The sequence below is a fragment of the Pseudoduganella sp. jia 12 genome (genome assembly GCF_055502675.1).
The window spans coordinates 49,750-76,239 of record NZ_JBUXKP010000006.1; the positions used below are offsets into that span (position 1 = coordinate 49,750).

A 26,490-nucleotide genomic window follows, 5' to 3' on the forward strand; every position below is an offset into this window, starting at 1 on the left:
AGGAAATGCAGATGACCCTGACCCTCCATCCCGGAAAACTGTCCTTGTCCGACCTGCGTGCCGCCTGGGCGGCGCACAGCCCCATCGCCCTGGCGTCCGAAGCGTATGCGGACATCGATGCTTCCGCCCGGGCCGTGCAGGCCATCGTGCAAAAGGGCGACGCAGCCTATGGCATCAACACGGGCTTCGGCCTGCTGGCGAAAACCCGCATTCCGGACGACCGGCTGGAGCAGCTCCAGCGCAACCTGATCCTGTCGCACTCCGTCGGTACCGGCGCGCTGATGGCGGATCACGTGGTCCGCCTGCTGATGCTGACGAAAATCGGCAGCCTGGCGCGCGGCTTTTCCGGCATCCGCGCCGTCGTCATCGATACATTGATCGCCCTGTACAACGCCGGCATCGTGCCGGCCATCCCGGTCAAGGGCTCGGTCGGCGCCTCGGGCGACCTGGCACCGCTGGCGCACATGACGCTGGCGCTGCTGGGCGTGGGCCAGGTGCGCGTGAAGGGCGAGCTGATGGAAGCACTCGATGCGCTGGCCGCGGCCGGTATCGCGCCCGTGGTGCTGGCGCCGAAGGAAGGGCTGGCGCTGATCAACGGCACCCAGGCCTCGACGGCACTGGCGCTGCACGGCCTGTTCATGGCCGAGCGGCTGCTGGAAGCGGGCATGGTGACCGGGTCGCTTTCCCTGGATGCCGCCAAGGGCAGCGATGCGCCGTTCGACGCCCGCGTGCACGAGGTGCGCGGCCAGCCGGGGCAGATCGCCGCCGCGGCCATCTACCGCCAGCTGGTGACGGGCAGTGCGATCCGTGCCTCGCACCTGCTGGGCGACGAACGCGTGCAGGATCCCTACTGCCTGCGCTGCCAGCCGCAGGTGATGGGCGCCTGCATGGACCTGATCGCGAACGCCACCCGCACGCTGCTGATCGAGGCGAATGCCGTCACCGACAACCCGCTGCTGTTCAGGGGAAGCGGCGATGCGGGCGACGAGGTGACCATCGTCTCGGGCGGAAACTTCCATGCCGAGCCGGTGGCCTTCGCGGCGGACACGCTGGCGCTGGCCATCGCGGAAATCGGCAGCATCGCCGAACGGCGCATCGCGCTGCTGATCGACGCCACGCTGTCCGGCCTGCCGCCGTTCCTCGTGCGCGAACCGGGCGTCAATTCCGGCTTCATGATCGCCCACGTGACAGCGGCGGCACTGGCTTCCGAAAACAAGTCGCTGGCGCACCCGGCCAGCGTGGACAGCCTGCCCACTTCGGCCAACCAGGAAGACCATGTGAGCATGGCCACCTTCGCGGCGCGCCGGCTCGACGAGATGGCGCACAATACCGCGGCGATCGTCGGCATCGAACTGCTCGCGGCGGCGCAGGGCATCGATTTCCACCGGCCCCTGAAGACGTCCCCGCACCTGGAGCACGTACACGCCCGGTTGCGCCGGCGCGTGCCGTTCTTCGATGCCGACCGTTACTTCGCACCCGATATCGAGGCGGCGAAACGGATGGTGCTCGATGGCGACCTGTCCGCCGAGTGCCGCCAGCTGTTCAAGCCGCTGCATCCCTGAGGAGGTTCGATTGGATTTCCATTTCGAGGCGGGCACGCTCCCGCTGCTGGTCTCGATGCCGCACGTGGGCACCGGCATCCCGCAAGACATCGCCGGCACGATGACGCCCGCGGCGCTGCTGATGGCCGATACCGACTGGCACCTGCGCGAGCTGTACGCGTTTGCCCGCGAGCTGGGCGCCTCCACCCTGGCGGCGCACTGGTCGCGCTATGTGATCGACCTGAACCGCCCGGCGGACAATGCGAACCTGTATCCCGGGCAGGACACCACCGGCCTGTGCCCGCTCGATACCTTTGCGCGCGAACCGCTGTACCAGCCGGGGCGCGCACCGGATGAAGGGGAAGTGCGGCGCCGCCTGGCCCTGTACTGGCAGCCGTACCACGAACAGTTGCAGGCCGAACTGGACCGGCTGTCGCGCCTGCACGGCAGGGTCGTGCTGTGGGAAGCGCATTCGATCGCCTCCATTGTGCCGCGCTTTTTCGAAGGCAAGCTGCCGGACCTGAATTTCGGCAGTGCCGGCGGCACCAGCTGCGACCCGGCGCTCACCGAGCGCGTCACCGGCATCGCCCGGGCCGATGGCGGCTACACGATAGCGATCAACGGCCGCTTCAAGGGCGGGCACATCACGCGCACGTATGGCCGGCCGGAAGCCGGCGTGCATGCCTTGCAGCTCGAGATGTGCCAGAGCACCTATATGAATGAACGCGTGGATGACCCGGCGCCGTTCGCCTATCGCCCCGACCTGGCCGGGCAGGTGCAGCCGCTGCTGCGGCACATGCTGGAAGCCGCCGCCCAATGGGCGAAAGAGGAGGGCACGGCGTGAATGCCCTGTTCGCACGCCACGCGCTGTTGCCGGAAGGGTGGCGGCGCGACGTGCTGCTGGCGTGGGGGAGCGATGGCCGTTTCACCGCCGTGACGCCGGATGCAGCGGAGCAGCCCGGCATCGAGGTGGCGGATTATGTATTGCCCGGCATGGTCAACCTGCATTCGCACAGTTTCCAGCGGGCGCTGTCCGGCCTGACGGAAATCGCCGGCGAGGTGGGCTGCGGCGCGGACAGCTTCTGGACGTGGCGCGACCTGATGTACCGCTTCGCCCTGGGCATCGCCCCGGAGCAGATGGAAGCCATCGCCGCCCAGCTGTTCGCCGAATGCCTGCGCCATGGCTACACGTCGGTCTGCGAATTCCATTATGTGCACCGGGCGCCCGACGGCGCCTGGTATCCGGACGTGGCCGAGGCCGCCCGCCGCGTGATCGCCGGCGCGCGCCACGCGGGCATCGGCATCACGATGCTGCCCGTGCTCTACAGTTACGCCGGATTCGGCGATGCGCCGCTGCGCGACGAGCAGCGGCGCTTCCGCACGGGGCCGGCCGACGTGCTCGCCATCGTCGAATCATTGGAACCGTTGCGCGGCACGATGGTCGAAGTGGGTGTGGCACCCCATTCGCTGCGGGCGGCATCGGTGGCGCAGATCCGCGAAGTATTGCGGGCCTTGCCCCGGGGCCGGCCCGTGCACATCCATATCGCCGAGCAGGAGGCCGAAGTGCGGCAATGCATCGATCAAAGCGGGCGCCGCCCCGTGCAGTTCCTGTACGATAATCTGCCGGTCGATGAGCAATGGTGCCTTGTCCACGCCACGCACGTGGACGATGATGAAGTGGCCGCCATTGCCGCCAGCGGCGCCGTTGCCGGGCTGTGCCCCACCACGGAAGCGAACCTGGGCGACGGGCTGTTCCCGCTGGCCCCGTTCCTGGCGCGGGGCGGCCGGTTCGGCATCGGCAGCGACAGCCATGTGTCCACCAGCCCGGTGGAAGAACTGCGCTGGCTCGAATATGGCCAGCGGCTGGCGGGGCAGCGGCGCAACGTGGCCGTGGCAACGAATGAGCGCCGTGTCGGCGACCATCTGTGGCGCGCCGCCCTCGCAGGGGGCGCGCAGGCGGCGGGAAGGCAGGTCGGCGCGCTGGCGCCGGCCTATGCAGCCGACCTGCTGGTACTGGACGAGGCGCACCCGAACGTGTCCGCGCCCCCCGAGCTGCTGAACGGCTTCATCTTCAGCGGCAACGACAACCTGGTGAAGGATGTGCTGGCCGGCGGGCAGTGGGTCGTCCGCGGCCGGGAGCACGTGGCGCAGGCGGCGATCGCCGCGCGCTTCAAGGAAACGTTGGCCAACCTGCGCGAGCTGCCATCATGACGACGCTGATACAGTATGCAAGCCTGCATCCCACCCCCTGGAAGAACGGCGGCGGGTGCACCACCGAGATCCTCGCATCGCCGCCCGGTGCCACGCTGGACGATTTCGACTTCCGCATCAGTCTGGCCACGATCGCCCAGAGCGGTCCGTTCTCGATCTATCCCGGTGTCGACCGCACGCTGTCGCTGGTCGATGGCGGCAACGTGGTGCTCGATGTGGGCAACGAGCGCAAGGTGGCGCTGTCCGAGCGTGAACCGGTGGTGGCCTTTCCCGGCGAAGTGCCCGTTTCCGCGACCGTGGATGGCACGCCCACCGTCGATTTCAATGTGATGACCCGAAGGGGCCGCTGCTCGCACCAGGTGGAGCGCCGCGTGTTCCGCGACTACGCGGCGCTGGAGCGGCGCAGCGCACTGACGGTGCTGTTCTTCGCCGAGGGCGACACGCTGACCGTGCACAGCGAGCGCGAACGCATGTCGATGGTGCGCTACGATGCGGTCGTGCTCGACCGTGAACAGAACTGGGTGCTGGAATCGCCCCAGGCCACCGTCTATATCGTTGATATCATTCCGGAAGACGAGGAGGATGAGGAATGAGCGATCGATGAGTGGATGGGACCTGCTGATCACGAACGTGCACCTGGCCACGCTGGCCGGTGGTGAAGGCGACGAATATGGCGCGATCCGGGACGGCGCGATCGCCGTGCGCGATGGCCGCATCGCCTGGCTTGGGCCGCAGGCCGACGCGGCGGCGCATGGCAGCGCCGCCGAGGAGCGCGATGGGCACGGCTGCTGGCTCACGCCGGGGCTGGTCGACTGCCACACCCACATCGTTCACGCCGGCAACCGCAGCGACGAATTCGAAGCCCGCCTGAACGGCGCCACGTACGAGGACATCGCCCGTGCGGGCGGCGGCATCATGTCCACCGTGCGCGCCACCCGCGCCGCGGACGAGGGTGAACTCCTTGCGCAAAGCCTGCCACGCATCCGCAGCCTGCTGGCCGAAGGCGTGACGACGCTGGAAATCAAATCCGGCTATGGCCTCGACCTGCAGAACGAAGCGAAGATGCTGCGCGTGGCGCGGCGCGTGGGCCAGGCGCTGCCCGTGCGCGTGGCCACCACGTTCCTGGGCGCGCATGCCTTGCCGCCCGACTATGCGGGCCGGGCCGACGACTATGTCCATGCGGTCTGCGCGATGATTCCCGCACTGGCCGGCGAGGGCCTCGTCGATGCCGTGGACGCGTTCTGCGAGCGCATCGGCTTCACGGCGGCCCAGACGGAGCGCGTGTTCGACGCGGCAAAGCAGGCAGGATTGCCTGTGAAGCTGCATGCCGAACAATTGTCGGACCAGGGGGGCGCCGCGCTTGTGGCGCGCTATCGCGGCCTGTCCGCCGACCACCTGGAACACCTGGCCGATGCCGGCATCGCCGCCATGGCGGCCGCCGGCACCGTGGCCGTGCTGCTGCCAGGGGCCTATTACTTCCTGCGCGATACCACACCGCCGCCGGTTGCCGCCCTGCGCGCCGCCGGTGTGCCGATGGCAGTCGCCACTGACTGCAATCCCGGCACGTCACCGATGACGTCGCTGCTGCTTGCGCTGAACATGGCTTGCACGCTGTGGCGGCTCACGTCGCGCGAAGCGCTGCTTGGCGCCACCGCCTGCGCCGCCCGCGCGCTGGGGCTGCATGGCGAGATCGGCACACTCGAAGTGGGCAAGCGCGCCGACTTCGCGCTGTGGCGCATCGCCCGGCCGGCGGACCTGTGCTATGCGATCGGCTTCAATCCCTGCGCGGCGGTCGTCAATAATGGGGTGTGGCGCATGCCGCAGATAGACGGGTGAGGGCGCGGGTGAGGGCGACTTTGCTTGCCGCGCTGGCAGCCGCGCTGCTGGTGTGCTCTTCGTTCGCCCGTGCCGACGATGGCACGCTGCGCATCGGCTCGAAGCGCTTTACGGAATCCTACATCCTGGCCGAGGTGGTGGCGCAGACGGCCGCGCCGCATGTAAAAGTCGAACACCGGCAGGGCCTCGGCAACACGGCCATCGTGCTGGCCGCGCTGCAGAACGGCAGCATTGACCTGTACCCGGAATACGTGGGCACGATCGACCAGGAGATCCTGAAACATGCGCAGCCATCGAGCCTGGAACAGATACGCGGCGAACTGGCAAAAATGGGGTTCGGCATCGCCGTGCCGCTGGGTTTCAACAACACTTATGCGCTGGCGGTACGGGGCGATGCGGGCATCGGCACGGTGTCCGAACTGGCGCGCCACCCGGAGATGGGTTTCGGGCTGTCGCACGAGTTCATCGGCCGCGCGGATGGCTGGCCCGGCCTGGTACGCCGCTATGGCTTGCCGCAGCAGCCGCGCGGCCTCGACCACGGCATCGCCTACGAAGCGCTGGCGGCGCGGCAGGTCGATGTCATCGACATCTATTCGACCGATGCCAAGATCGCGCGCTACGGCTTGACGGTGCTGCGCGACGACCGCGCTTATTTCCCCCGCTACGACGCGGTGCTGCTGTACCGCCTGGGCACCCCGGAGCGCTTTCCGCAGGCATGGAAAGCCATCGGGGCGCTGGAAGGGAAGATCACGGAGCGCGACATGATCGGCATGAACGCCGCAGCCGAACTGGAAGGGCAGCCGTTCGCGGACGTGGCACGGCGCTGGCTGGCGCGGCAGGGCGGCGGCAATGCTGAGCAAGCGGCCGCCGCCCCGCGATCGCTGGCCGGCGTGCTGTTCGGACCCGACCTTGCCCGGCTCACGGGGCAGCATGTGATGCTTGTCGCGCTGTCCGTGCTGCTGGCTTGCATCGCCGGCGTGCCCCTCGGCGTGCTGGCCGCGCTGCGCCCGCGGCTGCGGCAACCCGTGCTGGCGCTGACGGGCGTGCTGCAGACGGTGCCGTCGCTGGCCCTGCTGGCGATGCTGATCCCGCTGCTGGGCACGATCGGCATCGTGCCGGCGCTGGTGGCGCTGTTCGTCTATGCGCTGCTGCCCATCGTGCGCAACACGTGTACCGGCATCCTCGGCATCGCACCGGGCTTGCGGCAGGCAGCGCTGGCGCTGGGGCTCACACCGCGCCAGCGCCTGTGGCACGTCGACCTGCCGCTGGCATTGCCGGTGATCCTGGCGGGGGTGAAGACGGCGGCCGTGATGAGCGTGGGCACCGCCACCATCGCGGCCTTCATCGGCGCCGGCGGTTATGGCGAGCGGATCACCACGGGGCTGGCGCTCAATGACAACACGATGCTGCTGGCGGGCGCCTTGCCCGCCGCGGCGCTGGCGCTGCTGACGCAAGGCCTGTTCGAGCTGCTCGAACGCCGGCTGGTCGTTGCGCGAAAGAAGTAAGTGTTTTGCTACGGGGCGTAAGCATTTGTAAAATCCCGGGCCGCGGCCGGGAGCACGGGACTATATTGAATCCGTTGATTCATCTCCCCTCCCGACTGACAACTGGGTTCCCGCCACGCCGCCAAGTGCCGCGTGGCTTTTTTTTTGCCCGGCGATTACCGGTTCGAGGCCAGCGCCGTGAGCGCTTCGCCGGTAACGCGGCAGATGCGCCAGTCGGGCAGCACATCGGCGCCCATCTTTTCGTAGAACGCGATGGCGTTCGCATTCCAGTCCAGCACCGACCATTCGAAGCGGCCGCACTGGCGCTCCACGGCCAGCGCGGCCAGTGCCGCCAGCATCCGCTTGCCATGGCCCTGGCCGCGGCGGCTCTGTTTCACGTACAGGTCTTCCAGGTACAGGCCCTTGCGGCCGAGGAAGGTGGAAAAATTATGGAAGAACAGCGCGAACGTCACCACCTCACCACCTTCTTCGCCCACGATCGCTTCGCATGGCGGCCGTGTGCCGAACAGCGCATCGTGCAGCATCGCCTCGTCGGCGATGACCATGTGTTCCAGTTTTTCAAAGACGGCCAGTTCGCGGATCATCGCGAGGATCGGGGCAACGTCGTCGGGGCGGGCAGGGCGGATGCGCAGTTCGGTCATGAGGCTTTCTTCAGTAAAGCGGGTTCGGGTTCGATGAAGGATACAGGTGCCGGCGCGCGCGCGGGGCCTTTCAGCGCCCATGCCACGCTGGCCAGGCACACCAGCATGCCCAGGCATTCGATGACACCGGGCCGGAAGTTTTCGAGACGGATCGACAGCAGCACCGAGATCACGGGCGTGACGACACCGATGTAGACAGCCTTCCCCGAGCCGAGCCGGTGGATCAGCGTGAAATAGCAGGCGAACGCGATCACGGAGCCGAACAGCGACAGGTACAGCAGGCCCCCCCAGTAGCGCGCGGACGAGGGCAGCACGAACGGCTGGCCGCTAACCACTGCCCAGGCCGCTACCAGCAGCGTGCCCCACAGCATGCCCCAGGCCATCGTCAGCAGCACATTGCTGTCGTGTTCGCGCACCTTGACCACCAGCACATTGCCGATGGAACTGGCGATCGTGGCCACCAATGCCAGGATCAGCCCCATCAGGAAGTGGCCATTGCCGCCCCCGACGATCTCGCGCATGGCGCCGCCGATCGATTGCCAGAACAGCATGATCACGCCCAGCACGGAGACCGTTCCCGCCACCCACGTGCGCGACGACAGCGGCGTGCCGAGGATCATGCGGTTCAGGATCGGATTCCAGAACACCATCAGCGCGAACAGCACTGCCACGAGTGCCGACACGAGATATTGCTCGGACGTGTAAGTGCAGATGTAGCTGAGGCCGAACGTGGCGCAGCCCTGCACGATCGTCCACCCTTGCGCGCGCCAGGACAGGCGCAGGCTGTCGCCACGCAGCCTGCACCAGGCGAACAGCACCGCCGACGCGAGCGCGAACCGGTAGACCACCGAGACAGCCGGCGGCACGTCGCCCAGCTGCAGGGTAATGGCCCAGAACGTGGAACCCCAGATCAGGCAGGCGATGATGAACAGGATGGGAGAAGGCATCCCGGCAGTATACGGCGTTTGTTTGTCCTTGCCATAGAGCAATTTGAAGCGCCGCCTGTTGCTGTGTCGCCCACGCCACTTGAGTGGACGCAAGCACAAGGGCGATGGCAACCGAGCTGCAAGAATCGCAATTACGATGGCAGATCTCACCACGCCGGGAAACGCCATCATGAACTGGATATTGCCGTTGAACGTGTTCGCGCTGCTGTGTTATATCGCTTTGCTCACGGGCTTCCTGATCGCCTGTGGCGACGGTGCGTTGAAGCACGTGGTCGCCCTGCGGCTGGCATCGCCGCTCTGATCGCTGCTGTCATCCGTTTTCCTGGTCAATATGCGATGCGGAACCGCCGGTACACGAACCCCAGCACGAACAGCGGTCCCACCAGCAGGAAGCGCACATCGTCGAAGAACGATGGCTTCCTGCCTTCGATGATGTGGCCGATGAATTGCCCGGCCCACGCCAGCACGAACATGACGATCGACAGCGGCAGCACAGCAATCGGCGGCAATGACGCCAGGATCCCCAGCATCACCAGTCCCATCACCAGCATCCCGGCCGCGAAGGGCCGCGACAGCTTCCAGTAATACGCCAGGGCCACCACCACCGTGGCCACCGCGACGAGCGGATGCACCGCCCACAGCAAGCCCAGCAGCGACAGCATGATCACCGGCACGCACACGAAATGGATGCGTTCGTTGACGGGATCGCGGTGGCTTTCGGCATAGCGGGCCAGCAGCGCATGGACCGGCCCGGTGCCTGCCTCGGCTTTATCGATCACTGCCGCCATCGTCTTCGGTTCGCTCATGGGTTCCTCCTGTCGAGGCCATTTTAATCAGCGGCGTTACAATCCGGCGCATGGCATCTCTACCCCTGCTGACCGGCCTGGCGCCGGTAATCGATTCCCGCATCCGCGTCCTGGTACTCGGCAGTTTCCCCGGCGCCGCGTCGCTGGCGGCGCAGCAGTATTACGCCCATCCACGCAACCAGTTCTGGCGGCTGATCGGCGCGCTCGTGGGCGACGACCTGTACTCGCTGCCCTATGCGGAACGCCTGCCGCGCCTGCTGGCGCACCGCATCGGCCTGTGGGACGTGCTCGGTGCCTGCGAGCGGGAAGGCAGCCTGGATTCGGCGATCCGCAAACCCGCTGCGAACGACTTCGAGCGGCTGCAGCATCTTTGCCCAGAACTGGAAACGGTGGGATTCAACGGGCAGGCCTCCGGCAAGTTCGCGCCGCAGTTTGACGAGCGGGGCTATCGCACCGTCGTGCTGCCGTCGAGCTCGCCCGCGCACATGGCGATGACGTTCGAGCAGAAGCTGGATGTGTGGCGGCAGCTATTGTCTGGAACGTAGATCATCCAGGACCGTCATCGCCACCCGTTCCGCCTCCGCCTCCGCAGCCTGCTGGTCCATCAAGGCAAGATCCGCCGAAACGCGCCGCTTCTTGTAGACGGAAGTCATGTGCATCGGATTGGCGGAAGGAACGGCGATCGACACATACGCGCCCCATTGCGTGGTACCCGCCAGCGCCTTGCCGGAAAATGATACTTCGTAACCATCGATGACCTTGATCGGCACAGTGCTCTCCGGTGGATTCGGCGTCATGCAAGGTATACCTCAAGAACCGGATCGCGCAAATGCATGTTTGTCCAGTAACCGGTCAACGCCGTACCAGGTAAGTCACGAATCCTTCCGCGAACCGCTCCGCCAGTTCGTCGTCCGTGTCCGGCATGGCGATATGCCACAACGAAAACGGTTCCAGCGCAATCGCCTCGATCGACGTCAGGGCCTGCAACAGCGCGAAGCGCAGCGCAGCGTGTGGGTCCGTGTGGCGGATGGCGGCACGATGCGCCAGCAAGGGTTCGACCAGCAACTCGAGGTTGGCCGCGACGACCGTTCGCGCTTCGGTCACGAACGCCGCGTCGGTATCGGATTCCAGGAAACGCGACAGTGCCCGCAACAGCCGGGGATGCCGGCGATACTGCAGGAACAACAGCCTCATCAGGCGCCGTGCCGTGTCCGGCAACGATTCGGTGGCTGGCACCACCAGTGCCTCGGCGCGGCTTGTGCGCAGCATCGACAACAGCGCAGTCCGGATCAATGCATCCTTGTCGACGAAGCGGCGATACACGCTGGCCGGGGCAACGCCGGCGAGCCCGGCGATACGCGGAATCGTCGCGGCGTCGAGGCCATATTCGTCCAGCACGCGGATCGTGGCGTTCAGCAGGCTGGCAAGGGTTGCCTGGCTGCGTTTTTGCCGGGGAGGGTGAATATTTTTTGGACTGTCCATGTGCCGATGATAGACAAAGCCGGGACAATATGCGAATGTAAACCCACATTTACATATATCTTCCTATTGGTGGGACCATGGACATCTGGCAAAGCGGCTTGTTGGTCCTCATCGTTGCATTGCTGCCAATCCTCGACCGCCGCAAGCTGGCGGAGCTGCGCCGCAATCCGGGCGAATGTGCGCGCCTCGCAGTCTACCGGCGCAGCGCGCTGACGCTATGGATCGCCACCGTGGCGGTCTTCATGGCAGGGCAGGAGTGGCACGTTTTTCATATGCGATCGCCTGTGGCGGAAGCTTGGCGAAAAGATCACTGGCTGCTCGCCTGCGCCGCAGTACTTGTTACGTGTGCGTTTTTCCTCGCTAATACAATGCAGGGACTGGCCTGCCTGCGCGATGCTTCCCGGCGCAAGCGGATCGCCCCGGCGTTTGCACCCATGCGTTTCCTGCTGCCGGCATCCCCAGTGGAACGGCGCTGGTGGATCCTGTTGAGTCTGACGGCGGGAATCTGCGAAGAACTGCTCTACCGGGGCTTCCTGCTGCACTGCCTGCTTGCCGAGTGGCCGGGCGGTTTTCAACTCGGTTTGCTGCCGGCCTGGTTGCTGAGCGCACTGGCCTTCGGGCTTGCCCATTTATACCAAGGGTGGCGCGGCATGCTGGCCTCTACCGTGATGGGCCTGGTGTTCGGCTTGCTGGCAATCGGCACGGGCAGCCTCTTCCTGCCGATCGTGCTTCATGCGGTTATCGACCTGCAGGTGCTGTGGATGTACCGCCCCGACCTCGACGGCGAGGCGAAAACGCAACACTTGGAGAGTACCAGTAATTTCCGCGCATAATTTTGTGCGCCGCACCAAAAGACTTATGCTATACTTTGTTTGTCGGTGAGTTTATTCGCACCGAACGAAGCAGGCGACGCGAACAGGCAAGTGTAAAAGCTGTGACGCGGCGGGGCAGAAAAGCCGCCTGCAGGTTGTTGTTCCACACTTTGTCGGATTACACGCCGGCCGCACCACGCAGATAGCACGGGCGCCCCGGAGTTTCGCACCACGCAGATAGCATGGGCTGAAGCAGCGATGGAAGCATTGGTAGCACATTGAAACGAAGCCCGCAGCAAGCGGGCTTTTTTTTCTCCGGTATGCCCTCATATGGGTAGCCTGCGCTAGTGCAAAGCGCGCTCTCCATCCATCGCTCGTTTGTATCGAGCCGACCGCAGCATCCGTCCGCGCCTTTGCGGACACCAATCGAAAGGGAATATGGCTAAAGAAGAACTGATCGAAATGAATGGTCTCGTCACGGAAATCCTGCCGGAAATGCGCTTCCGCGTCGATCTCGACAATGGTCACAAGCTGATCGCTTATACCTCCGGCAAAATGAAGAAGAACCACATCCGCATCATCGCGGGTGACCGTGTGACGCTGGAAATGTCGCCATACGACCTGAACAAGGGTCGCATCACGTTCCGTCACATTGAAAAGCGTGGCCCAGCGCCAACGCACCACGCACGTCGCCGCTAATCGCTTCACAGCGCGGTTTACTCAGGTAACCAACCTGAGCGCAGCAACCAGTTCCACCTTGTTCGTCACCTGCAGGCCCGCGTAAGCGGACTTCAGGTACGTACGTACCGTTGCCGGCGACAACGCCAGCGCACGGGCAACCTCCTTGTAAGACAGGCCTTGTGCAAACAGCAGTGCGGCACGCAGCTCGCGCGGCGCCAGCACCGGGGTCTCGCACACCATCCTGATGGCGACCAGATCGCCTGCCGGTCCGACCGATAACCTCGCACCGGCAAACCGAATACAACGCGGCGCACCTGTCAGCGCCGCCATCAATGCGGGCGGTAACGTCGTGCCGCACCAATCCTTGCCATGCCGGCGCAGCAGTTCGGCAACCTGCCGGCCCACATGGCAAAGGCGGCCGCTCCTGTCGCTCAACGCCAGTGCATCCAGTGGCCCAAGCTCCGCCAGCCGGTATTGCCACGATTGCACGAGATGCCGCGTGAACTCCGCGAACAATGCGCCTTCCACGTCGCCGAAGCCGGCGTGCGGATCGCGGCGGTACAGCGCAATGAAGAATTGCACGCCGCTGCCGGGCAAGTCCACCGTGATCGCCATGATCGCGTGCAGGCCGTGGCGGTCGATGAAGTCCGCGATGGCGCCGGGCGGCCCACGGTAGCCGCCGCTGGCGCGAAACACCGTGCCGGGTTGCGCCATGGAGCCCTGTGCGAACGTATCGCATCCGGCAATCATGCCGTTCCATTCGCTGGCAAACGAGTCGGCCAGGCCGATACTGCCGTGCACGACGTTGCGCGGCGGATCGTTGGCCACTTCGCCCCACCAGCCGGCATCGAACGGTACCAGCCGGCGCCACGCCAGCAATGCGTCGCGCGCCAGCGCATCCGCGCGGGCGTGCCTCGCCAGCATCTGCAACTCCAGCAGGCAGCCGCTGAACGACGCGTGCAGCGCCATCGGCAGGCTGCCGCCGGCGCGCAGGCCCGTGGTCCAGTCCTGTTCCATATCTCCCCGCTTTCTCGCGCTCCCCTCTGCATCTGCGGAGGTCACGGCCCGCACGGCTCGCCGTAAGATGGACTTAATATCAGACTGCCTGATATTCAACGATACCATATACCGCTAGGAGACTGGAATGCCCATCACCACCACGATGCAGGGAAGCCTGCGTCTGCTATTTCTGTGCTCGGCGCTGGCCGCCGGCGCGGTTGGCGCAGCAGGCCCCACCGCGCGCCTGCCCACCGTATTCGGCACCGATTTCTGGAACGTCTACGGGGCCCCGCCGCCAGGCGGGCAGACCGGCGACATCCTCCATGCGCAGAAGCGCACCGATGCGCCGAAGGGGGCGACGGGATGGAATGTCGTCTATGTCTCTGAAATCGCACCAGGGCGGCTGGCGTATGTGTCCGGCGAAATCTACCTGCCGGCCGGTGGCGGCGCCGGGCCGCGCGACGTGGTGTTGTGGAACCACGAAACGGCCGGGCTGGCGGATGCCTGCGCGCCATCGCGCCGCAGCACGAAGGAGGGCGGTCATGATCGCGTGCCCGCCTTGGCGGCATTGCTGGCGCGCGGCTACGTGGTAGCGATGAGCGACTATCCCGGCCTGGGCCTGCCCGGCCCGGCGTTCTATATGGCGGGCCAGCCCAACGCGCGGGCGTCGCTCGACATGCTGCGCGTGGCCCGCAACTTCCCCGGCGCGCAGGTGTCGAACCGCTATGTGATGTATGGCTGGTCGCAGGGTGGACAAACCACGATGTGGGCGGAAAGCATCGCCGGCACCTATGCGCCCGAATTCACCGGCCTGGGCGCCGCGCTGGTCGCCCCGGCGGTGCGCATCCGCGAGCTCACGCTGAACTCCATGACGACGGCGGAAAACGCCGGCTACGTGATCTCCACGCTGCCCGGTATCCAGGCGGCCTTTCCGGACTTGAAGTACCGCGATTTCCTCGCGCCGGAGGCGATGGAGCAATTGCCGGTGCTGGCGGACGGCTGCTTCGACGTGTGGAGTGCGGCGGCCGGCGTGGAGGATGCCTACCGGCCCGATGCGCTGGTGCCGGGCTCGCCCTGGTGGGAGGCGATGACGGCCGTGGACGATTTCAGTCCGAAGGGCACGATGCCGTTCGCCATCTTCCAGGGCAGCGCGGACACGACCACGCCGCCCAACCTCACGCTGCGCGAGCGCACGGCGCTGTGCAGCGCCGGCAACACGGTCGACTACCATGCGTTCGAAGGGCTCGACCACTCGGCCGTGGTGCCCGAGGCGGCGTCGCGCCTGCCCGACTGGTTCGCCGACCGCTTTGCCGGCAAGGCCGCACGCAACGGCTGCGCGGCGCCCTGATCCGCTATCATCGCGGGCATTGTCCTTCGAGTCCTCACGATGCCTGCCCGGAATACCCATGAACGCATTAGCCGCTTCCTGTCCCTGATCCTGCGCCACGCGCCCGACAAGATCGGCCTGGCGCTGGACCGGAACGGCTGGGCCGACGTGGCCGAACTGCTGGACAAGGCCACGCGCCACGGCACGCCGCTCACGCTGGAGGCGTTGCGCGACGTCGTCGCCGGCAACGACAAGCAGCGCTTTGCCTTCAGCGAGGATGGCACGCGGATTCGGGCGAGCCAGGGGCATTCGCTGCGTTCCGTCGACCTGGCGCTGGCGCCGGCGGTGCCGCCTCCCGTGCTGTACCACGGCACGGCCAGCCGCTTCATCACGTCGATCCGCCAGTCGGGACTGCGGCCGGGCTCGCGGCAGCATGTGCACCTGTCCACGGACCGAGACACGGCCGTCAAGGTAGGGGCGCGCTACGGCGTGCCGGTCGTGCTGGAAATCCGCGCCATGGAACTGCATGGCCAAGGCCAGGTATTCCACCAGGCCGACAACGGCGTGTGGCTGACCGGCGCGGTGCCGGTGCGGTTCATCGATTTTCCGGCGAAGTAAGGCTATGCGGCGGTCGGCGCCTCTGCCGGCACCGGCTGCAGCGGTGGCGTGAGCATGAACTGCGTGGTGAGGAACTGCGCGATCTTGTGCTGCGTGGCCGGCAGGTAGGGGATGTTCATGTGGTCCGAGTCGGGAATCGTCTCATCCATGTGCACGCGCACGAGCTTGGCCACCAGCACGTCGGTATGCATGTGCGGCACCACGTCGTCGCTGGCCGCGCGCAGCACATAGGTGGGAGCGGACAGCAGCGACGCATACTTGATCGATTCGAAGCGGTGTCGCAGCAGGTAGCTGACAGGCACGCCGCGGAAGCGGCGCTGTGCCAGCGCCAGGATGGAATCGTAGGGTGTGATCAGCACCACCGAGTGCGCCGGGCGTTCCTTGGCCACCTGCACGGCCACGCCGGACCCGAGGCTGCGGCCGACGACGGCCACGCGGCCCTTGTCCACATTGCTGCGGCTGCACAGCCAGTCGAACAGCATGCAGCCATCCTCGACCATGTGTTCTTCGCCGGGTTCGCCGCGCGAATCGCCATAGCCCCGGTAATTCATCACCAGCACGGCCATGCCGGGGAACAGGTTGCCCGCATCGCGCGCCACCCACGACACTTCCTCGGAGCGGCCGCCGAAGTACAGCACGGCGGGATGCGGGCCCGGCGTGTGCGGCGTCATCAGCCAGCCCGCCAGGCGGGTACCGTCGTGCGCGCGCAGCACCACGGCGCGCGTGCGGTGCGCGCTGCTGCGCGGGCTTTGCACTTCGCGGACCAGCGTGGGATTGAACAGCAGCTTGCGCTGGCCGGCCGCGATCGCGGAAACCATGCCTGCCCACAGGAAACCGACCACACCCACGGCGGCGGCGACTTTTCTCGATGTACTCATGAGTCCAGTCTACCGCCAAACGCGACAGCGCGTCGCGCAAGCTGTTGCGAAATCTCTACGAAGTATTGCTTGAAATTCTCACCAAGCTGCGCACTGAAAGGTGTTCGCTGATGCGGTCACGAATCAGTGCTGCGGCGTTGGCTGCGCATGGGCGCGCAGGCGGTCGAGCTTGGCCCCATACAGCGCATGGTCGGCACGCGTGGTGCTCGCGGCCATCGCCTTTTCGATGTGCCGGTTGGCGGCACGGTGATCGCCCAGCTGCCGCAGCGCTGCCGCCAGCCAGGCATGAAATTCGTGATAGTCGGGATCGCGCTGCAGCTCGCGCTCGAACAGCGTGCGGGCGCGCTTCCAGTCGCCCATGGCCATCGCCGTGCGGCCCAGGTTGAAGTAATAGAACGGTGCGACCGGTTGCAGCCGGGCCAGCTGTTCGCGCAGCACGCCGGCTTCTTCCTTGCGGCCCTCGGCGTCGAGCAGTTGCGCCAGGTTGCTCAACACCATCGTGCTCTTCGGCTCGCGGCCCAGGGCCCAGCGCAGCGTGCGCTCGGCCATGGCCGCATCGCCGTGCCGGCGGTAGACGATGGCCAGCGTATTGTAGGCATACAGCAGCGAAGGATCGGCGCTGACGGCATGGCGGGCCCACCAGTAGGCTTCGTCGAAGCGGTCGCGCGCCAGCGCCTCGGCGGCGCGGTTGTTCATGAACATGGCCACGACTGTCGGCCGGCTGATCGTATTGCCGTCCATGGAACGACCACCGGGCGGCGGCTGGAAGTCGACCACCATGTACGTGGCGCTGTCGTAGGAAGACACGCTTTCGCGCAGGATGCGGCCCAGTTTCAGGTTCACGTGGCCGCTGTTGAAATACAGCTCGCCGCTGCGGCTCCATGCATCGTCGACCGGCATGTCCTGGAACACGACGGGAATGTTCATCTCGTTGGCCAGCGCCGCCGTCATGATGACGAGCGAGAGGCAATTGCCCTGGCGCGCTTCGAACGCCTGCGCCGCGGTGCGCGTGATCGCGGAATCGTATTCGAGCTGCAGGCCGTCGCGCTGGTACAGCGCCTCGAACAGCGCGTGGCGGATTTCGCGGCCGCGGCGGTGGCGCTGCACTTCGGTGACATAGGCTTTCATCGCCGGCGTGAGCCCGAAGATGTCCGCTTCGGTCATCGTGGCGGTGGAAGGGCCGAACAGGTGGTCGGCGAACAGGTCGCCGGGCGGCGCTTCGGGAGCGGGCGCCGTGGCGCAGCCGGACAGGAAGATCGACAGCAGCAGGGCCAGCGCCAGCAGAGCCGCCCGGAACCGGGCCGCGGGTAGGTCAGTGGACAAGCCAGTGGGCGAGTGGGCCTGCACACAATGGTACAGGCCAGGGTGCAGGCCAGGTTGCACATACAGGCGCGGACAAGTGAGCATGGCGGCCCTCCGATCAGGCCAGTATCCTCCCCGCCGTTTCGCTTGTCAAAGCCCGTTCAGCGGGACGGCAGCACGAGCAGCTCCAGGCCCGACGGCGTTGCCGGCGCGTGGTACACACGCTGGGTCGCCTTCCTGAAATCCTCCGGTTTTGCCTTGGCAATATCGGTGAAGGTTTGCGGATTCAGGTCGACCAGCGGGAACCACGAGCTTTGCACCTGCACCATGATGCGGTGGCCGCGGCGGAACGTGTGGTGCACGTCGCCCAGGTGGAAGTTCACCGCTTCGATCTTGCCCGGCACGAACGCCTCGGGCCGCTCGAAGCTGTTGCGGAACTTGCCGCGCAGCGGATTGCCGCGCACCAGCTGCTGGTAGCCGGCCATCGCCAGCCGCGGCGCGGGCACGTCCTTGCCGCGCTGGCGCTCGCCGCCGCCTTCGGGGAATTCGTTCGGGTAGACGTCGATGAGCTTCACCACCCAGTCCGCGTCCGTGCCGCTGGTGGAAACGAACAGCTTCGGCGTGACCGGCCCGGCGATCGTGACATCCTGCTCCAGCGGTGCGGTCTGGTACACGAGCACGTCCGGCCGGGTGGCGGCGAAGCGCTGGTCGGACACCATGTATTCCTTCGGCACGCCGGTGGCCGGGTAGCCGACGAACGGCACAGGTTTCTTCGGATCGCTCACGTATTCGTCGTAGCCGCTGTCGCGGTCGGCCTCGGTGGACGGCTTCTGCCAGCCCAGGCCGCCGTTCGCGCCGAAGTACAGGATGCGCGGCTTCGCGCCCTGCGGCGGCCAGGCGGTGTACTGGCGCCACACGTTCGTGCCCGTTTCGAATGCCGTCACCTCGGCGATTGCCCTGGCCGGCTTGACGCCCTTCAGGTGCTGTTCGAAGAACGGGAACTGGATTTGCTTGCGGAAGTAGTCGCTCGTGTTCGCGTCGAACTGCACGCGGCCCAGGCTCTTGCCGTCGCCGCGGGCCCAGCCGCCATGCACCCACGGGCCCACCACCAGGCCGTTGAAGGTAGTCGGGTTGTATTTGCGGATGGCGTGGTAGGTGGTGAACGGGCCTTGCAGGTCTTCCGCGTCGTACCAGCCGCCCACCGTCAGCACGGCGGCCTTCACGTTCTTCAGGTGCGGCGCGATGTTGCGGCTCTTCCAGAAGTCGTCGTAGCTGGTGTGCTCGATCATCGGCGCGAACAGCGTGCGCTGCTTGTCCGACAGGCTCGAAGCGATGTTCTCCAGCGTGAGCCGTTGCAGGAAGTAATCGTAGCCGTCCGGCATGCCGTAATCGAACTCGCTCCACGTTTTCGGCAGCGGCGTGGGGTTCGGTTCTTCGGTGAACGCGGCATAGAAGTCGAAGTTGGCGGCCAGCATGAAGGCGCCGCCATGGTAGGCGTCGTCACCCATGTACAGGTCGGTCACTGGCGCCTGCGGCGACGCGGCCTTGATGGCCGGGTGCGAATCGATGATGCTTGCCGACGTGTAGAAGCCGGGATAGCTGATGCCGAGGATACCCACCTTGCCGTTGTTGTTCGGCACGTTCTTCAGCAGCCACTCGACGGTGTCGTGCATGTCCTGCGACTCGTTGCCTTCGCCCGCAAGGCGCTGTGCCTTCACGTGCGGCGTCATTTCCTGCCACTTGCCCTCGGACATGAAGCGGCCCCGCACATCCTGCTCGACAAAGATGTAGCCGCTGTCCTCGAACTCCTTCGACGGGCCGAGTCTCTCCGGCATGAAGTTCACGCCGTAGCGCAGCCGCTCATCGGCATACACGCCGGCGCTGTAGGGCGTGCGCTCCACCAGGAACGGGTAGCTGCGGCCCGTATCCTTCGGCACGTAGACGACCGTGAACAGCTTCACGCCATCGCGCATCGGCACCTGGAATTCGTACTTCGTGTAGCGCTCGCGCGGGTCGCTTTTGGCTTCCCTGGTTTCCGTTGCGTCGTCGTGGACGGCCAGGCTGGCGGCATGGGCGCCGCCGAACCCGAGGAACAGTGAGAGGGCGAGGGCGCCGATCGGCGCAGAAATGGGACGGGACATCGTTTCCTTCGTTCGGTCAGCACAAGAAGCGTGCAGTGTAGCCGAAGTGGAAACGTGTCCCGAACGCCCTAGTCGAGCGGACGTGGATCGACCGCGTGGCCCTGCGCATCGAAGCGGGAAGCGACCGCCACGTCCGCCACGCCCAGCGTGGCGAGGGCGTCGCGCACGTCGTCCACTTCCACGGCCAGGTCGCTGCCCAGTTCCAGCGGCCGCTCGGCGGTGGCGATGACCGTGTCGCCGCCGAGCAGTTGCACGCGCAGCACCATATCGCCTTTCACGTCGGCCGGGCCGACCACGGCGCGGGCCGGGCCTTCGTGGCCGTCGAGCGCGGCGCCCAGCGTGGCCATCAGCGCCAGCATCGCCTGCTCCGCCAGCCCCTGCGTGCGGGCGCCGAAGAACAGGTCCTGGTACAGGAAGTTCAGTTGCAGGTCGCGGTCCGCCGGGGCGAGCAGGCGTCGCACCAGGGGCGCGGCCTCTTCGGTCCAGCGGCGGTAGCGTTCCATCCGTGCCTCGAACCAGTCTTCGGCCGCCTGCTCGCCATCGGGCACGGCATAGAAGGGATCGTCGGCATGCTTTTGCGAGAAACCGACCAGGAAGCGCAGTTCCACGGCCGTGTCATCCGGGCCGAACGCGGCGGGGCTCCAGCCCGTGATGCTGCGTTCCAGCGCCGGTGCTTCCGCCACCTTCTTGCTGCCCAGCACGGCAGAGGCTTCGCGCGCCATGGCGTGCAACTGGCTGTAGGTGATGCCGCTCGCCTCGGCCGCGTCATAGGCGTGGCGCACGAGCACCAGCTTTGCCTTCGGGCTTTCCAGGCCGGCGCTCTTCATGCTGTCGAGCAGGGCCTCGTAGGCCGCATCGTCCTGGAAACCTTCCGCTTCCACCAGGCCGCCGGTGCTGCCGACGAAGACGGGAATGGCAAAGGCATCGATTTCCAGCGTGGGCGCATTCTCGCGGCGGATCTGCAGCGAAGCCGCCGCTTCCTCGACGGCGGCGCGCAGCATCTGGAACGCGCCGATGTCTTCGTGGCTGGCCTGGTCGATGGCGCCGTACAGCACATCGTCGCGGCCCTGGGCCAGGTAGCGCCGCACCAGGCGGTTGAAATCGAGTTCCTTCTGGCGCAGCGCATCGCCCAGCGTGTCGCTGTCTTCCTGCTCGGCCAGTTCGAGCGCGAGCGTGCACAGCGCGGCGATCTGCGCTTCCTCTTTTTCTTCTTCGGGGATGGCGGACTTGCGGGGGACGGGTTTTTTATTCTTGGGCATGGTTTCCCGACGCCCGGAAGGGCATCGTCAGTGATCGATGTGGAAGGTGTCGTGCAATTCCTCGAGCAGGTCTTCGACCTCCCCGGCATCCAGGCCCAGGTGGCGGCAGGCCGGTTCGCCGCCTTTTTCCCACTCCAGCGAATCGCGGGTGCCATGGTAGCGCGCAATGCCCCGTTCGGCCAGCACCGACGCCGCCACCAGCGAGCGGATCGCGTCGTCGGTGGCATCGTCGTCCAGCACCGCATAGTCGTGGTGATGCAGGATTGCCCAGGAAACGTCCGGCGACAGGCCCCAGTTGCGTGCCAGCAGGCAGCCGATGGCGGTGTGGTTGGTGCTGTGGCGCGCATCCTCCACTTCGGTGAAGCTGCGCCCCATGTCGCTGCCGGCCAGCGCCAGCGTGTCGCCATAGTCGGCGAAGCGGTCCATCAGCAGCGGCACGCCGATGTCGCAGAACAGGCCGAACGTGTGGGCGATGTCCGGTGGGGCGATGCGCAGCCGGCGGGCGATGAACACGAGCGATTCGGCGCGCCGCGCGCTCGTGTCCCAGAACTGGTTGAGATCGCCGCCGCCGCCATCGATGGCCTGCCGTGCCAGCAGGCCCGTCAGCAGTGCCGCGCACTGGTTCAGCCCCAGGAAATTGATCGCCTGCTCGACCGACTTGGCCTTGCGGGTGGCGCCGAAGAAGGGCGAATTCGCCAGCTTCAGCAGCGCGCCGGACATGCCCACGTCATTGCCGATGATGCGGGCGATGCGGCGCGGCGACGGATCGTCCTCGGCCAGCTCGCCCTGCAGGTCCACCAGCAGGCTCGGGCGCGGCGGGATACGGATCGACCGCAGCAGGGCATCTTCTACGGTGGCTTCCTTGGCGTGAGCGGTGGCGATGGTCATGGTTGTATACAAAAACAGCGGGAAACGGCGAACATGGCATTATCGCCTGTTTCGTTAGGGCAATATCGTTTTTACCGAGATTTTTGTTCAGGACGCTGCGTCCTGTTGCCCATCCGCGCCGCTTCGATAGCGAAATGAACAGATTGCCGTTGGCGGATCGGCAAGTCTGTCGACCCCGGCGCTGGCTTGCATGCGCCGGCGCTACAATCCGCGCATGACAACTTATCTTGCAGGAATCGATTTCAATGCGCCGTCGCACGAGGTGGCACGGCTGCTGATCGGAGTGACGGTGCTGGTGGACGGGGTGGGCGGCCGTATCGTCGAAACCGAGGCCTACGACCGTGAAGACCCGGCCTCGCATACCTACAACGGCCCCACCGAGCGCAACGCTGCCATGTTCGGCCCGCCCGCGCATGCCTATGTGTACCGCTCGTATGGCATCCACTGGTGCCTGAACTTCGTGTGCCGCGAGGAAGGCCATGGCGCCGGCGTGCTGATCCGCGCGATCGAGCCGTTGCACGGCCTGGAAACGATGGCGGTGCGCCGCGGGCTCGAGGATCCGCGGCTGCTGGCATCCGGTCCGGGCCGCGTTTGCCAGGCGCTGGGCATCACGCGCGAGCACAACGGCAAGTCGCTGGCGCTGCCACCGTTCCACCTGCTGCCGCGCGATGCCGAGGCGATGGCGCTGCCCGTGGTGGCCGGCCCCCGCATCGGCATCTCGAAGGCAATGGACACGCCCTGGCGTTTCGGCGTGGGCAAGTCGCCTTACCTGAGCAAGCCGTTCCGTTAGCCGGTCCAGCCCTGCCGGTCAGCCGCGGCGCTCGCGGCGGGTACCACCCGGTGGCGGCGGTTGCAGCCGCAGCCCGCGCATCGGGCTGCTCAAGGCGCGGCGCTCGGCCGGCGTCAGTGCCTCGGCCGCGTAGTGCGAACGGCCCGTCCCGTCGATGCCCACATCCAGTTCGAACACGGAGACCGCGCGCGACAGGTTCACGGCTTGCTCCTGCAGGCTTTCCGCGGCGGCGGCGGCTTCTTCGACGAGGGCGGCGTTCTGCTGCGTGACGTCGTCGATCTGGCCTACCGCCTGGTTCACTTCCGAGATGCCTTGCGCCTGTTCGGCACTGGCGGCGCTGATGCGGCCGATGATGTGGTTCACCTGCTGCACCGAGGAGACGATGTCGCCCATGCTGCTGCCGGCCAGCGTGACCGAGGCCGCGCCGTTGTCGATCGTGGAAACGGAGGCCGCGATCAGTTCCTTGATTTCCCTGGCGGCCGCGGCCGAGCGTGCGGCCAGCATGCGCACTTCGCCGGCCACGACAGCGAAGCCGCGGCCCTGTTCGCCGGCACGGGCCGCTTCCACGGCCGCGTTCAGCGCCAGGATATTGGTCTGGAACGAGATGCTGTCGATGACGCCGGTGATCTCCACGACCTTGCGGGAACTGGCGCGGATCGATGCCATCGTCGTCACGGCCTGGGTCATGGCGGCGCCGCCTTTTTCCGCCATCGCCGTGGCGGTGGCTGCCAGCTGGCACGCTTCGCGGGCGTTTTCGGCGTTGTGCCGCACCGCCTTGGTCAGGGTGGCCATGGCGCTGGCCGTTTCTTCCAGCGAACCGGCCTGGCGTTCGGTGCGGCTGGACAGGTCGAAGTTGCCGACGGTGATTTCCTGCGACGCCGTGTCGATCGACTGCACCGCGCCGCGGATCGTGCGCAGCGTCTGGTTCAGGTTGGCGATGCTCTGGTCCAGCACGCGGGCCGTTTCCGCGATCTCGTCGCGGCCGGCGTTCGGCGGGGCCGACGTCAGCCTGCCGGCGGCAAGGCTGCGCACCACGTCGGCGATCGAGCGGATGTCGCGCAGCAGCGCGGCGCGCACCAGCATCGATACCAGCAGCGACAGCGCCACCGACAGTACGCACAGCGCCGCCATCGCGATGCCCAGCTGGCGGAATTCGGCCTTGGCTTCGGCGTGGGCCGTTTCCGACAGCGATTTTTCCAGCGCCGCCAGGCGCTGCAACTCGCCTTCCAGCAGCACGAACTGGCGCTCCGCCTTCTGCATCGCATTGGTGGCGATCGACTGGTCCATCTGCGCCATCTCGATCGTTTCCAGCACGCCCTTGCGGTAGGCGATCAGTGCGTGGCTGGAGGCATCGACAAGCTTGCGCTCCTCGGGATCGGACACGCGCGCCAGCTGCACCAGTTGCTGCTCGATGCCGCGGTGGCGGCTGTGGATGCGGTCGGTCAGCTCGTCGAGGCGGCTTTGCGCGAAGCTGCCGTTGACCCATGCCAGCAACTGGTAGATGTTGGCGTGGGCGTACTTGGCTTCGCCGGCGATGTCGGCCGCGGCCTTCAGCCGCGCGGCGCGCACCTGCACGAGGTTTTCCATGGACGCGTTCTGGCGCACCATGCCGACCCATGCGCAGGCAGTGATGGCCACCAGCAGGATCAGCACGATGCCGGGTGCCAGCAACAGTTTGGGACCGATACGTAATTTGTTCAGCATGACGACTCCCGCCAGGGATGAATAGGTTGAATGAGTGGTTTGTACGACTGGATGAGTGGGCAACGCGCGATGGCTGCCTAATTCTTGTAGATGCCGGCTTCCAGCACGACGTCGCCGACGCGCAGGATATAGGTCGTCTTCGGCTCGATCTTGCCGCTGACCGGGTTCTTGTACATGTAATCGACCCAGCCCTTGCCGTGCTTCGCGGCCAGTTCGATGATCTCGCGGCGGTAGACCTTGCCGCTGGCATCGGGCACGTCCGTCAGGTTCTTGCCCACGATCGACGGGTTGATCGGGTGGGCGAGCACGATGCCTGTCTTGAGGTCGCGCATGTCGACATACAGCTCGCCCTGCACGAAGTCCGGGGCCTTGGCGACCAGCTTCTTCATCAGCGCTTCCTTGCCGTTCGCCTTCAGGAAGGCGGCACCGCGCTCGGCCATGGCGATCGCGTCTTTTTCGGTCGGTCCCGGATTGGCGAACGCGGCCGCGGTGACAGTGGCAAATGCAAGATACGTCATGCCGCGTATCAATACTTGTTTCATGTTGGGCTCCCATTAGTTGGTCAAGGTCAAGCCATTGTGCGCTGGCGCTGCCGGGAAGAAATTGCGCTAGCGCAAGGTGTAAAGAATCGCGACGAAAATTTTCCACAGGGATATTGAGATACAGCAACATGCCCCGTTGGCGCATGTCTACGATGTGGTTTCCCTTTCGTTTCCTTTGATCAGGAGCAAGCAAAATGATAAGCGACCTCGTCCCGCAAAAATTCAGGCCTTACACCCGCCAGAGCATCCGCCAGGCCCGCCAGTGGCAATGGCTGCCGCCGGAACAGCAGGAAGCCGTGCAGGTGGTTTCGCACGTGCTGCCGTTCCGCACCAACGAGTACGTGCTGGAGAACCTGATCGACTGGAACAACGTGCCGGACGATCCCATCTACCGCCTGGTGTTCCCGCATGCCGACATGCTGCCGGCCGACGAATACCGCCAACTGCGCGACCTGGTGCTGGTGAAGAATGACGATGCGGCGATTGCGGCCCTCGTGCACAGGATCCGCATGCGCATGAACCCGCACCCGGCCGGCCAGATGACCCACAACGTGCCGCGCGTGAACGACCACGTGCTCAAGGGCCTGCAGCACAAGTACAAGGAAACGGTGCTCTTCTTCCCCAGCGCCGGCCAGACGTGCCACGCCTATTGCACGTTCTGCTTCCGCTGGCCGCAGTTCGTGGGCATGGACGACATGAAGTTCGATGCCAGGGAAACCACGGAACTCGTGTCGTACCTGCGGTCGCACGAGGAAGTGACGGACGTCCTGATCACCGGCGGCGACCCGATGGTGATGAATACCCGCTCGCTGGCGGAATTCATCGAGCCGTTGCTGGGGCCCGACATGGCCCATATCCAGAACATCCGCATCGGCACGAAGTCCGTCGCATACTGGCCACAGCGCTTCGTCACCGACAAGGATGCGGACGACCTGCTGCGGCTGTTCGAGAAGGTCGTTGCCAGCGGCAAGAACCTGGCGATCATGGGCCACTACAACCATGCGGTCGAACTGCGCCAGGAGATCGCGCAGAAGGCCGTCAAGCGCATCGTGGGCACTGGCGCCACGCTGCGCATGCAAGGGCCGCTGATCCGCCACATCAACGAGGATCCGCACAGCTGGGCCGAACTGTGGCGCACCGGCGTGCGCCTGGGCGCGATCCCGTACTACATGTTCGTCGAGCGCGACACGGGGCCGAGCGAATACTTCCAGCTGCCGCTGGCGCGCGCGCACGAGATCTTCCAGCAGGCTTACCAGATGGTGTCCGGCCTGGCGCGCACCGTGCGCGGCCCGTCGATGAGCGCGTTCCCCGGCAAGGTCGCCATCGATGGCGTGGTCACGATCAACGGCGAGAAGGTGTTCGCGCTGCAGTTCCTGCAGGCCCGCAATCCCGACTGGGTGAAGAAGCCGTTCTTCGCGAAGTACGACGAGAAGGCCACGTGGCTCGATCACCTGAAGCCCGCATTCGGCAAGGAGAAATTCTTCTTCGAGACCGATGAGGACAGCCACGCGCCGCAGGAGCGCAAGGTGATCCCGATCGCCAGCGCGCGGGACTACGGTTCGCGCAGCAACGCCGCCTGA

At 66.0% G+C, this 26,490-nt stretch carries 27 protein-coding genes; 14 read left to right on the top strand and 13 right to left on the bottom strand.

Features of this window, described 5'->3' with window-relative positions; translation table 11 throughout:
* Positions 1–5: 5 nt before the first annotated feature.
* Genes hutH through ACY65G_RS14555 form a run of 6 tightly spaced genes read left to right on the top strand, consistent with a single transcriptional unit; the run spans position 6 to position 7,093 of the window.
* A complete protein-coding gene (gene hutH / locus ACY65G_RS14530; protein WP_464998035.1) occupies positions 6–1,562 on the top strand; it encodes a histidine ammonia-lyase in 1,557 nt (518 codons plus the stop codon).
* A 10-nt stretch (positions 1,563–1,572) separates the two neighbouring features.
* A complete protein-coding gene (gene hutG, locus ACY65G_RS14535; RefSeq protein ID WP_464998036.1) occupies positions 1,573–2,385 on the top strand; it encodes an N-formylglutamate deformylase in 813 nt (270 codons plus the stop codon).
* The gene (locus tag ACY65G_RS14540; protein WP_464998037.1) at positions 2,358–3,752 is read left to right on the top strand and encodes a formimidoylglutamate deiminase; all 1,395 of its coding nucleotides are present in this window, start codon (positions 2,358–2,360) and stop codon (positions 3,750–3,752) included. The genes hutG and ACY65G_RS14540 overlap by 28 nt, the downstream gene beginning before the upstream one ends.
* Positions 3,749–4,345, top strand: coding sequence for a HutD/Ves family protein (locus ACY65G_RS14545; protein WP_464998038.1), 597 nt, complete (start codon positions 3,749–3,751; stop codon positions 4,343–4,345). The genes ACY65G_RS14540 and ACY65G_RS14545 overlap by 4 nt, the downstream gene beginning before the upstream one ends.
* 7 nt (positions 4,346–4,352) lie before the next feature.
* The gene (gene hutI, locus ACY65G_RS14550) at positions 4,353–5,588 is read left to right on the top strand and encodes an imidazolonepropionase (RefSeq protein ID WP_464998039.1); all 1,236 of its coding nucleotides are present in this window, start codon (positions 4,353–4,355) and stop codon (positions 5,586–5,588) included.
* A gap of 8 nt (positions 5,589–5,596) precedes the next feature.
* Complete coding sequence (locus tag ACY65G_RS14555) at positions 5,597–7,093, top strand: glycine betaine ABC transporter substrate-binding protein (RefSeq protein WP_464998040.1); 1,497 nt, start codon at positions 5,597–5,599, stop codon at positions 7,091–7,093.
* A 155-nt stretch (positions 7,094–7,248) separates the two neighbouring features.
* On the opposite strand, the gene ACY65G_RS14560 is transcribed toward ACY65G_RS14555, so the two are convergent.
* Both ACY65G_RS14560 and ACY65G_RS14565 read right to left on the bottom strand, forming a co-directional pair.
* Positions 7,249–7,734 carry an N-acetyltransferase family protein gene (locus ACY65G_RS14560; protein WP_464998041.1) on the bottom strand — a complete coding sequence of 162 codons (486 nt, stop codon included), beginning with the start codon at positions 7,732–7,734 and terminating at the stop codon, positions 7,249–7,251.
* Positions 7,731–8,681 carry a DMT family transporter gene (locus ACY65G_RS14565; protein WP_464998042.1) on the bottom strand — a complete coding sequence of 317 codons (951 nt, stop codon included), beginning with the start codon at positions 8,679–8,681 and terminating at the stop codon, positions 7,731–7,733. The genes ACY65G_RS14560 and ACY65G_RS14565 overlap by 4 nt, the downstream gene beginning before the upstream one ends.
* A gap of 136 nt (positions 8,682–8,817) precedes the next feature.
* On the opposite strand from ACY65G_RS14565, the gene ACY65G_RS14570 reads away from it, so the two are divergent.
* Positions 8,818–8,982 carry a hypothetical protein gene (locus tag ACY65G_RS14570; protein WP_464998043.1) on the top strand — a complete coding sequence of 55 codons (165 nt, stop codon included), beginning with the start codon at positions 8,818–8,820 and terminating at the stop codon, positions 8,980–8,982.
* 25 nt (positions 8,983–9,007) lie between these two features.
* Here ACY65G_RS14570 and ACY65G_RS14575 read toward each other — a convergent pair whose 3' ends face one another.
* Positions 9,008–9,487 carry an Mpo1 family 2-hydroxy fatty acid dioxygenase gene (locus ACY65G_RS14575; protein ID WP_464998044.1) on the bottom strand — a complete coding sequence of 160 codons (480 nt, stop codon included), beginning with the start codon at positions 9,485–9,487 and terminating at the stop codon, positions 9,008–9,010.
* A 50-nt stretch (positions 9,488–9,537) separates the two neighbouring features.
* Here ACY65G_RS14575 and ACY65G_RS14580 point away from each other — a divergent pair, with 50 nt between their 5' ends.
* A complete protein-coding gene (locus tag ACY65G_RS14580; protein ID WP_464998045.1) occupies positions 9,538–10,032 on the top strand; it encodes a DNA-deoxyinosine glycosylase in 495 nt (164 codons plus the stop codon).
* Here the strand turns inward: ACY65G_RS14580 and ACY65G_RS14585 are convergent.
* Together ACY65G_RS14585 and ACY65G_RS14590 are read right to left on the bottom strand one after the other, a co-directional pair.
* Positions 10,015–10,284, bottom strand: a complete 270-nt coding sequence (locus ACY65G_RS14585; protein ID WP_464998046.1) for a hypothetical protein — start codon at positions 10,282–10,284, stop codon at positions 10,015–10,017. The genes ACY65G_RS14580 and ACY65G_RS14585 overlap by 18 nt on opposite strands.
* A 55-nt stretch (positions 10,285–10,339) precedes the next feature.
* Complete coding sequence (locus tag ACY65G_RS14590) at positions 10,340–10,969, bottom strand: TetR/AcrR family transcriptional regulator (RefSeq protein WP_464998047.1); 630 nt, start codon at positions 10,967–10,969, stop codon at positions 10,340–10,342.
* 77 nt (positions 10,970–11,046) lie between these two features.
* On the opposite strand from ACY65G_RS14590, the gene ACY65G_RS14595 reads away from it, so the two are divergent.
* Both ACY65G_RS14595 and infA read left to right on the top strand, forming a co-directional pair.
* On the top strand, positions 11,047–11,802 hold the full coding sequence (locus ACY65G_RS14595; RefSeq protein ID WP_464998048.1) for a CPBP family intramembrane glutamic endopeptidase: 756 nt from the start codon (positions 11,047–11,049) through the stop codon (positions 11,800–11,802).
* A 417-nt stretch (positions 11,803–12,219) separates the two neighbouring features.
* Positions 12,220–12,480 carry a translation initiation factor IF-1 gene (gene infA, locus ACY65G_RS14600; protein WP_130187479.1) on the top strand — a complete coding sequence of 87 codons (261 nt, stop codon included), beginning with the start codon at positions 12,220–12,222 and terminating at the stop codon, positions 12,478–12,480.
* Between the two features lie 21 nt (positions 12,481–12,501).
* On the opposite strand, the gene ACY65G_RS14605 is transcribed toward infA, so the two are convergent.
* On the bottom strand, positions 12,502–13,479 hold the full coding sequence (locus tag ACY65G_RS14605; protein ID WP_464998049.1) for a helix-turn-helix transcriptional regulator: 978 nt from the start codon (positions 13,477–13,479) through the stop codon (positions 12,502–12,504).
* 127 nt (positions 13,480–13,606) lie between these two features.
* Here ACY65G_RS14605 and ACY65G_RS14610 point away from each other — a divergent pair, with 127 nt between their 5' ends.
* Positions 13,607–14,809 (top strand): lipase family protein, encoded by a 1,203-nt coding sequence (locus ACY65G_RS14610; protein ID WP_464998050.1) that lies wholly within the window; start codon positions 13,607–13,609, stop codon positions 14,807–14,809.
* 39 nt (positions 14,810–14,848) lie between these two features.
* A complete protein-coding gene (locus tag ACY65G_RS14615; protein WP_464998051.1) occupies positions 14,849–15,406 on the top strand; it encodes an RNA 2'-phosphotransferase in 558 nt (185 codons plus the stop codon).
* Between the two features lie 2 nt (positions 15,407–15,408).
* On the opposite strand, the gene ACY65G_RS14620 is transcribed toward ACY65G_RS14615, so the two are convergent.
* From ACY65G_RS14620 to ACY65G_RS14640, 5 genes are all read right to left on the bottom strand, one after another.
* Positions 15,409–16,284, bottom strand: coding sequence for an alpha/beta hydrolase (locus ACY65G_RS14620; RefSeq protein WP_464998052.1), 876 nt, complete (start codon positions 16,282–16,284; stop codon positions 15,409–15,411).
* Between the two features lie 123 nt (positions 16,285–16,407).
* Positions 16,408–17,607 carry a tetratricopeptide repeat protein gene (locus ACY65G_RS14625; protein ID WP_464998053.1) on the bottom strand — a complete coding sequence of 400 codons (1,200 nt, stop codon included), beginning with the start codon at positions 17,605–17,607 and terminating at the stop codon, positions 16,408–16,410.
* Between the two features lie 140 nt (positions 17,608–17,747).
* Positions 17,748–19,727, bottom strand: a complete 1,980-nt coding sequence (locus ACY65G_RS14630; protein WP_464998054.1) for a CocE/NonD family hydrolase — start codon at positions 19,725–19,727, stop codon at positions 17,748–17,750.
* A gap of 68 nt (positions 19,728–19,795) precedes the next feature.
* Entirely contained in the window at positions 19,796–20,986 is a 1,191-nt protein-coding gene (locus ACY65G_RS14635) for a hypothetical protein (RefSeq protein WP_464998055.1), read from the bottom strand.
* Positions 20,987–21,013: 27 nt separating this feature from the next.
* Positions 21,014–21,874, bottom strand: coding sequence for an HDOD domain-containing protein (locus ACY65G_RS14640; RefSeq protein WP_464998056.1), 861 nt, complete (start codon positions 21,872–21,874; stop codon positions 21,014–21,016).
* A 214-nt stretch (positions 21,875–22,088) separates the two neighbouring features.
* Here ACY65G_RS14640 and ACY65G_RS14645 point away from each other — a divergent pair, with 214 nt between their 5' ends.
* Positions 22,089–22,664 carry a DNA-3-methyladenine glycosylase gene (locus ACY65G_RS14645; protein ID WP_464998057.1) on the top strand — a complete coding sequence of 192 codons (576 nt, stop codon included), beginning with the start codon at positions 22,089–22,091 and terminating at the stop codon, positions 22,662–22,664.
* Positions 22,665–22,682: 18 nt separating this feature from the next.
* On the opposite strand, the gene ACY65G_RS14650 is transcribed toward ACY65G_RS14645, so the two are convergent.
* Both ACY65G_RS14650 and ACY65G_RS14655 read right to left on the bottom strand, forming a co-directional pair.
* Positions 22,683–24,368, bottom strand: coding sequence for a methyl-accepting chemotaxis protein (locus tag ACY65G_RS14650; protein ID WP_464998058.1), 1,686 nt, complete (start codon positions 24,366–24,368; stop codon positions 22,683–22,685).
* 77 nt (positions 24,369–24,445) lie between these two features.
* Positions 24,446–24,910 (bottom strand): cache domain-containing protein, encoded by a 465-nt coding sequence (locus tag ACY65G_RS14655; RefSeq protein WP_464998059.1) that lies wholly within the window; start codon positions 24,908–24,910, stop codon positions 24,446–24,448.
* Between the two features lie 194 nt (positions 24,911–25,104).
* On the opposite strand from ACY65G_RS14655, the gene ACY65G_RS14660 reads away from it, so the two are divergent.
* Entirely contained in the window at positions 25,105–26,490 is a 1,386-nt protein-coding gene (locus ACY65G_RS14660; RefSeq protein ID WP_464998060.1) for a KamA family radical SAM protein, read from the top strand.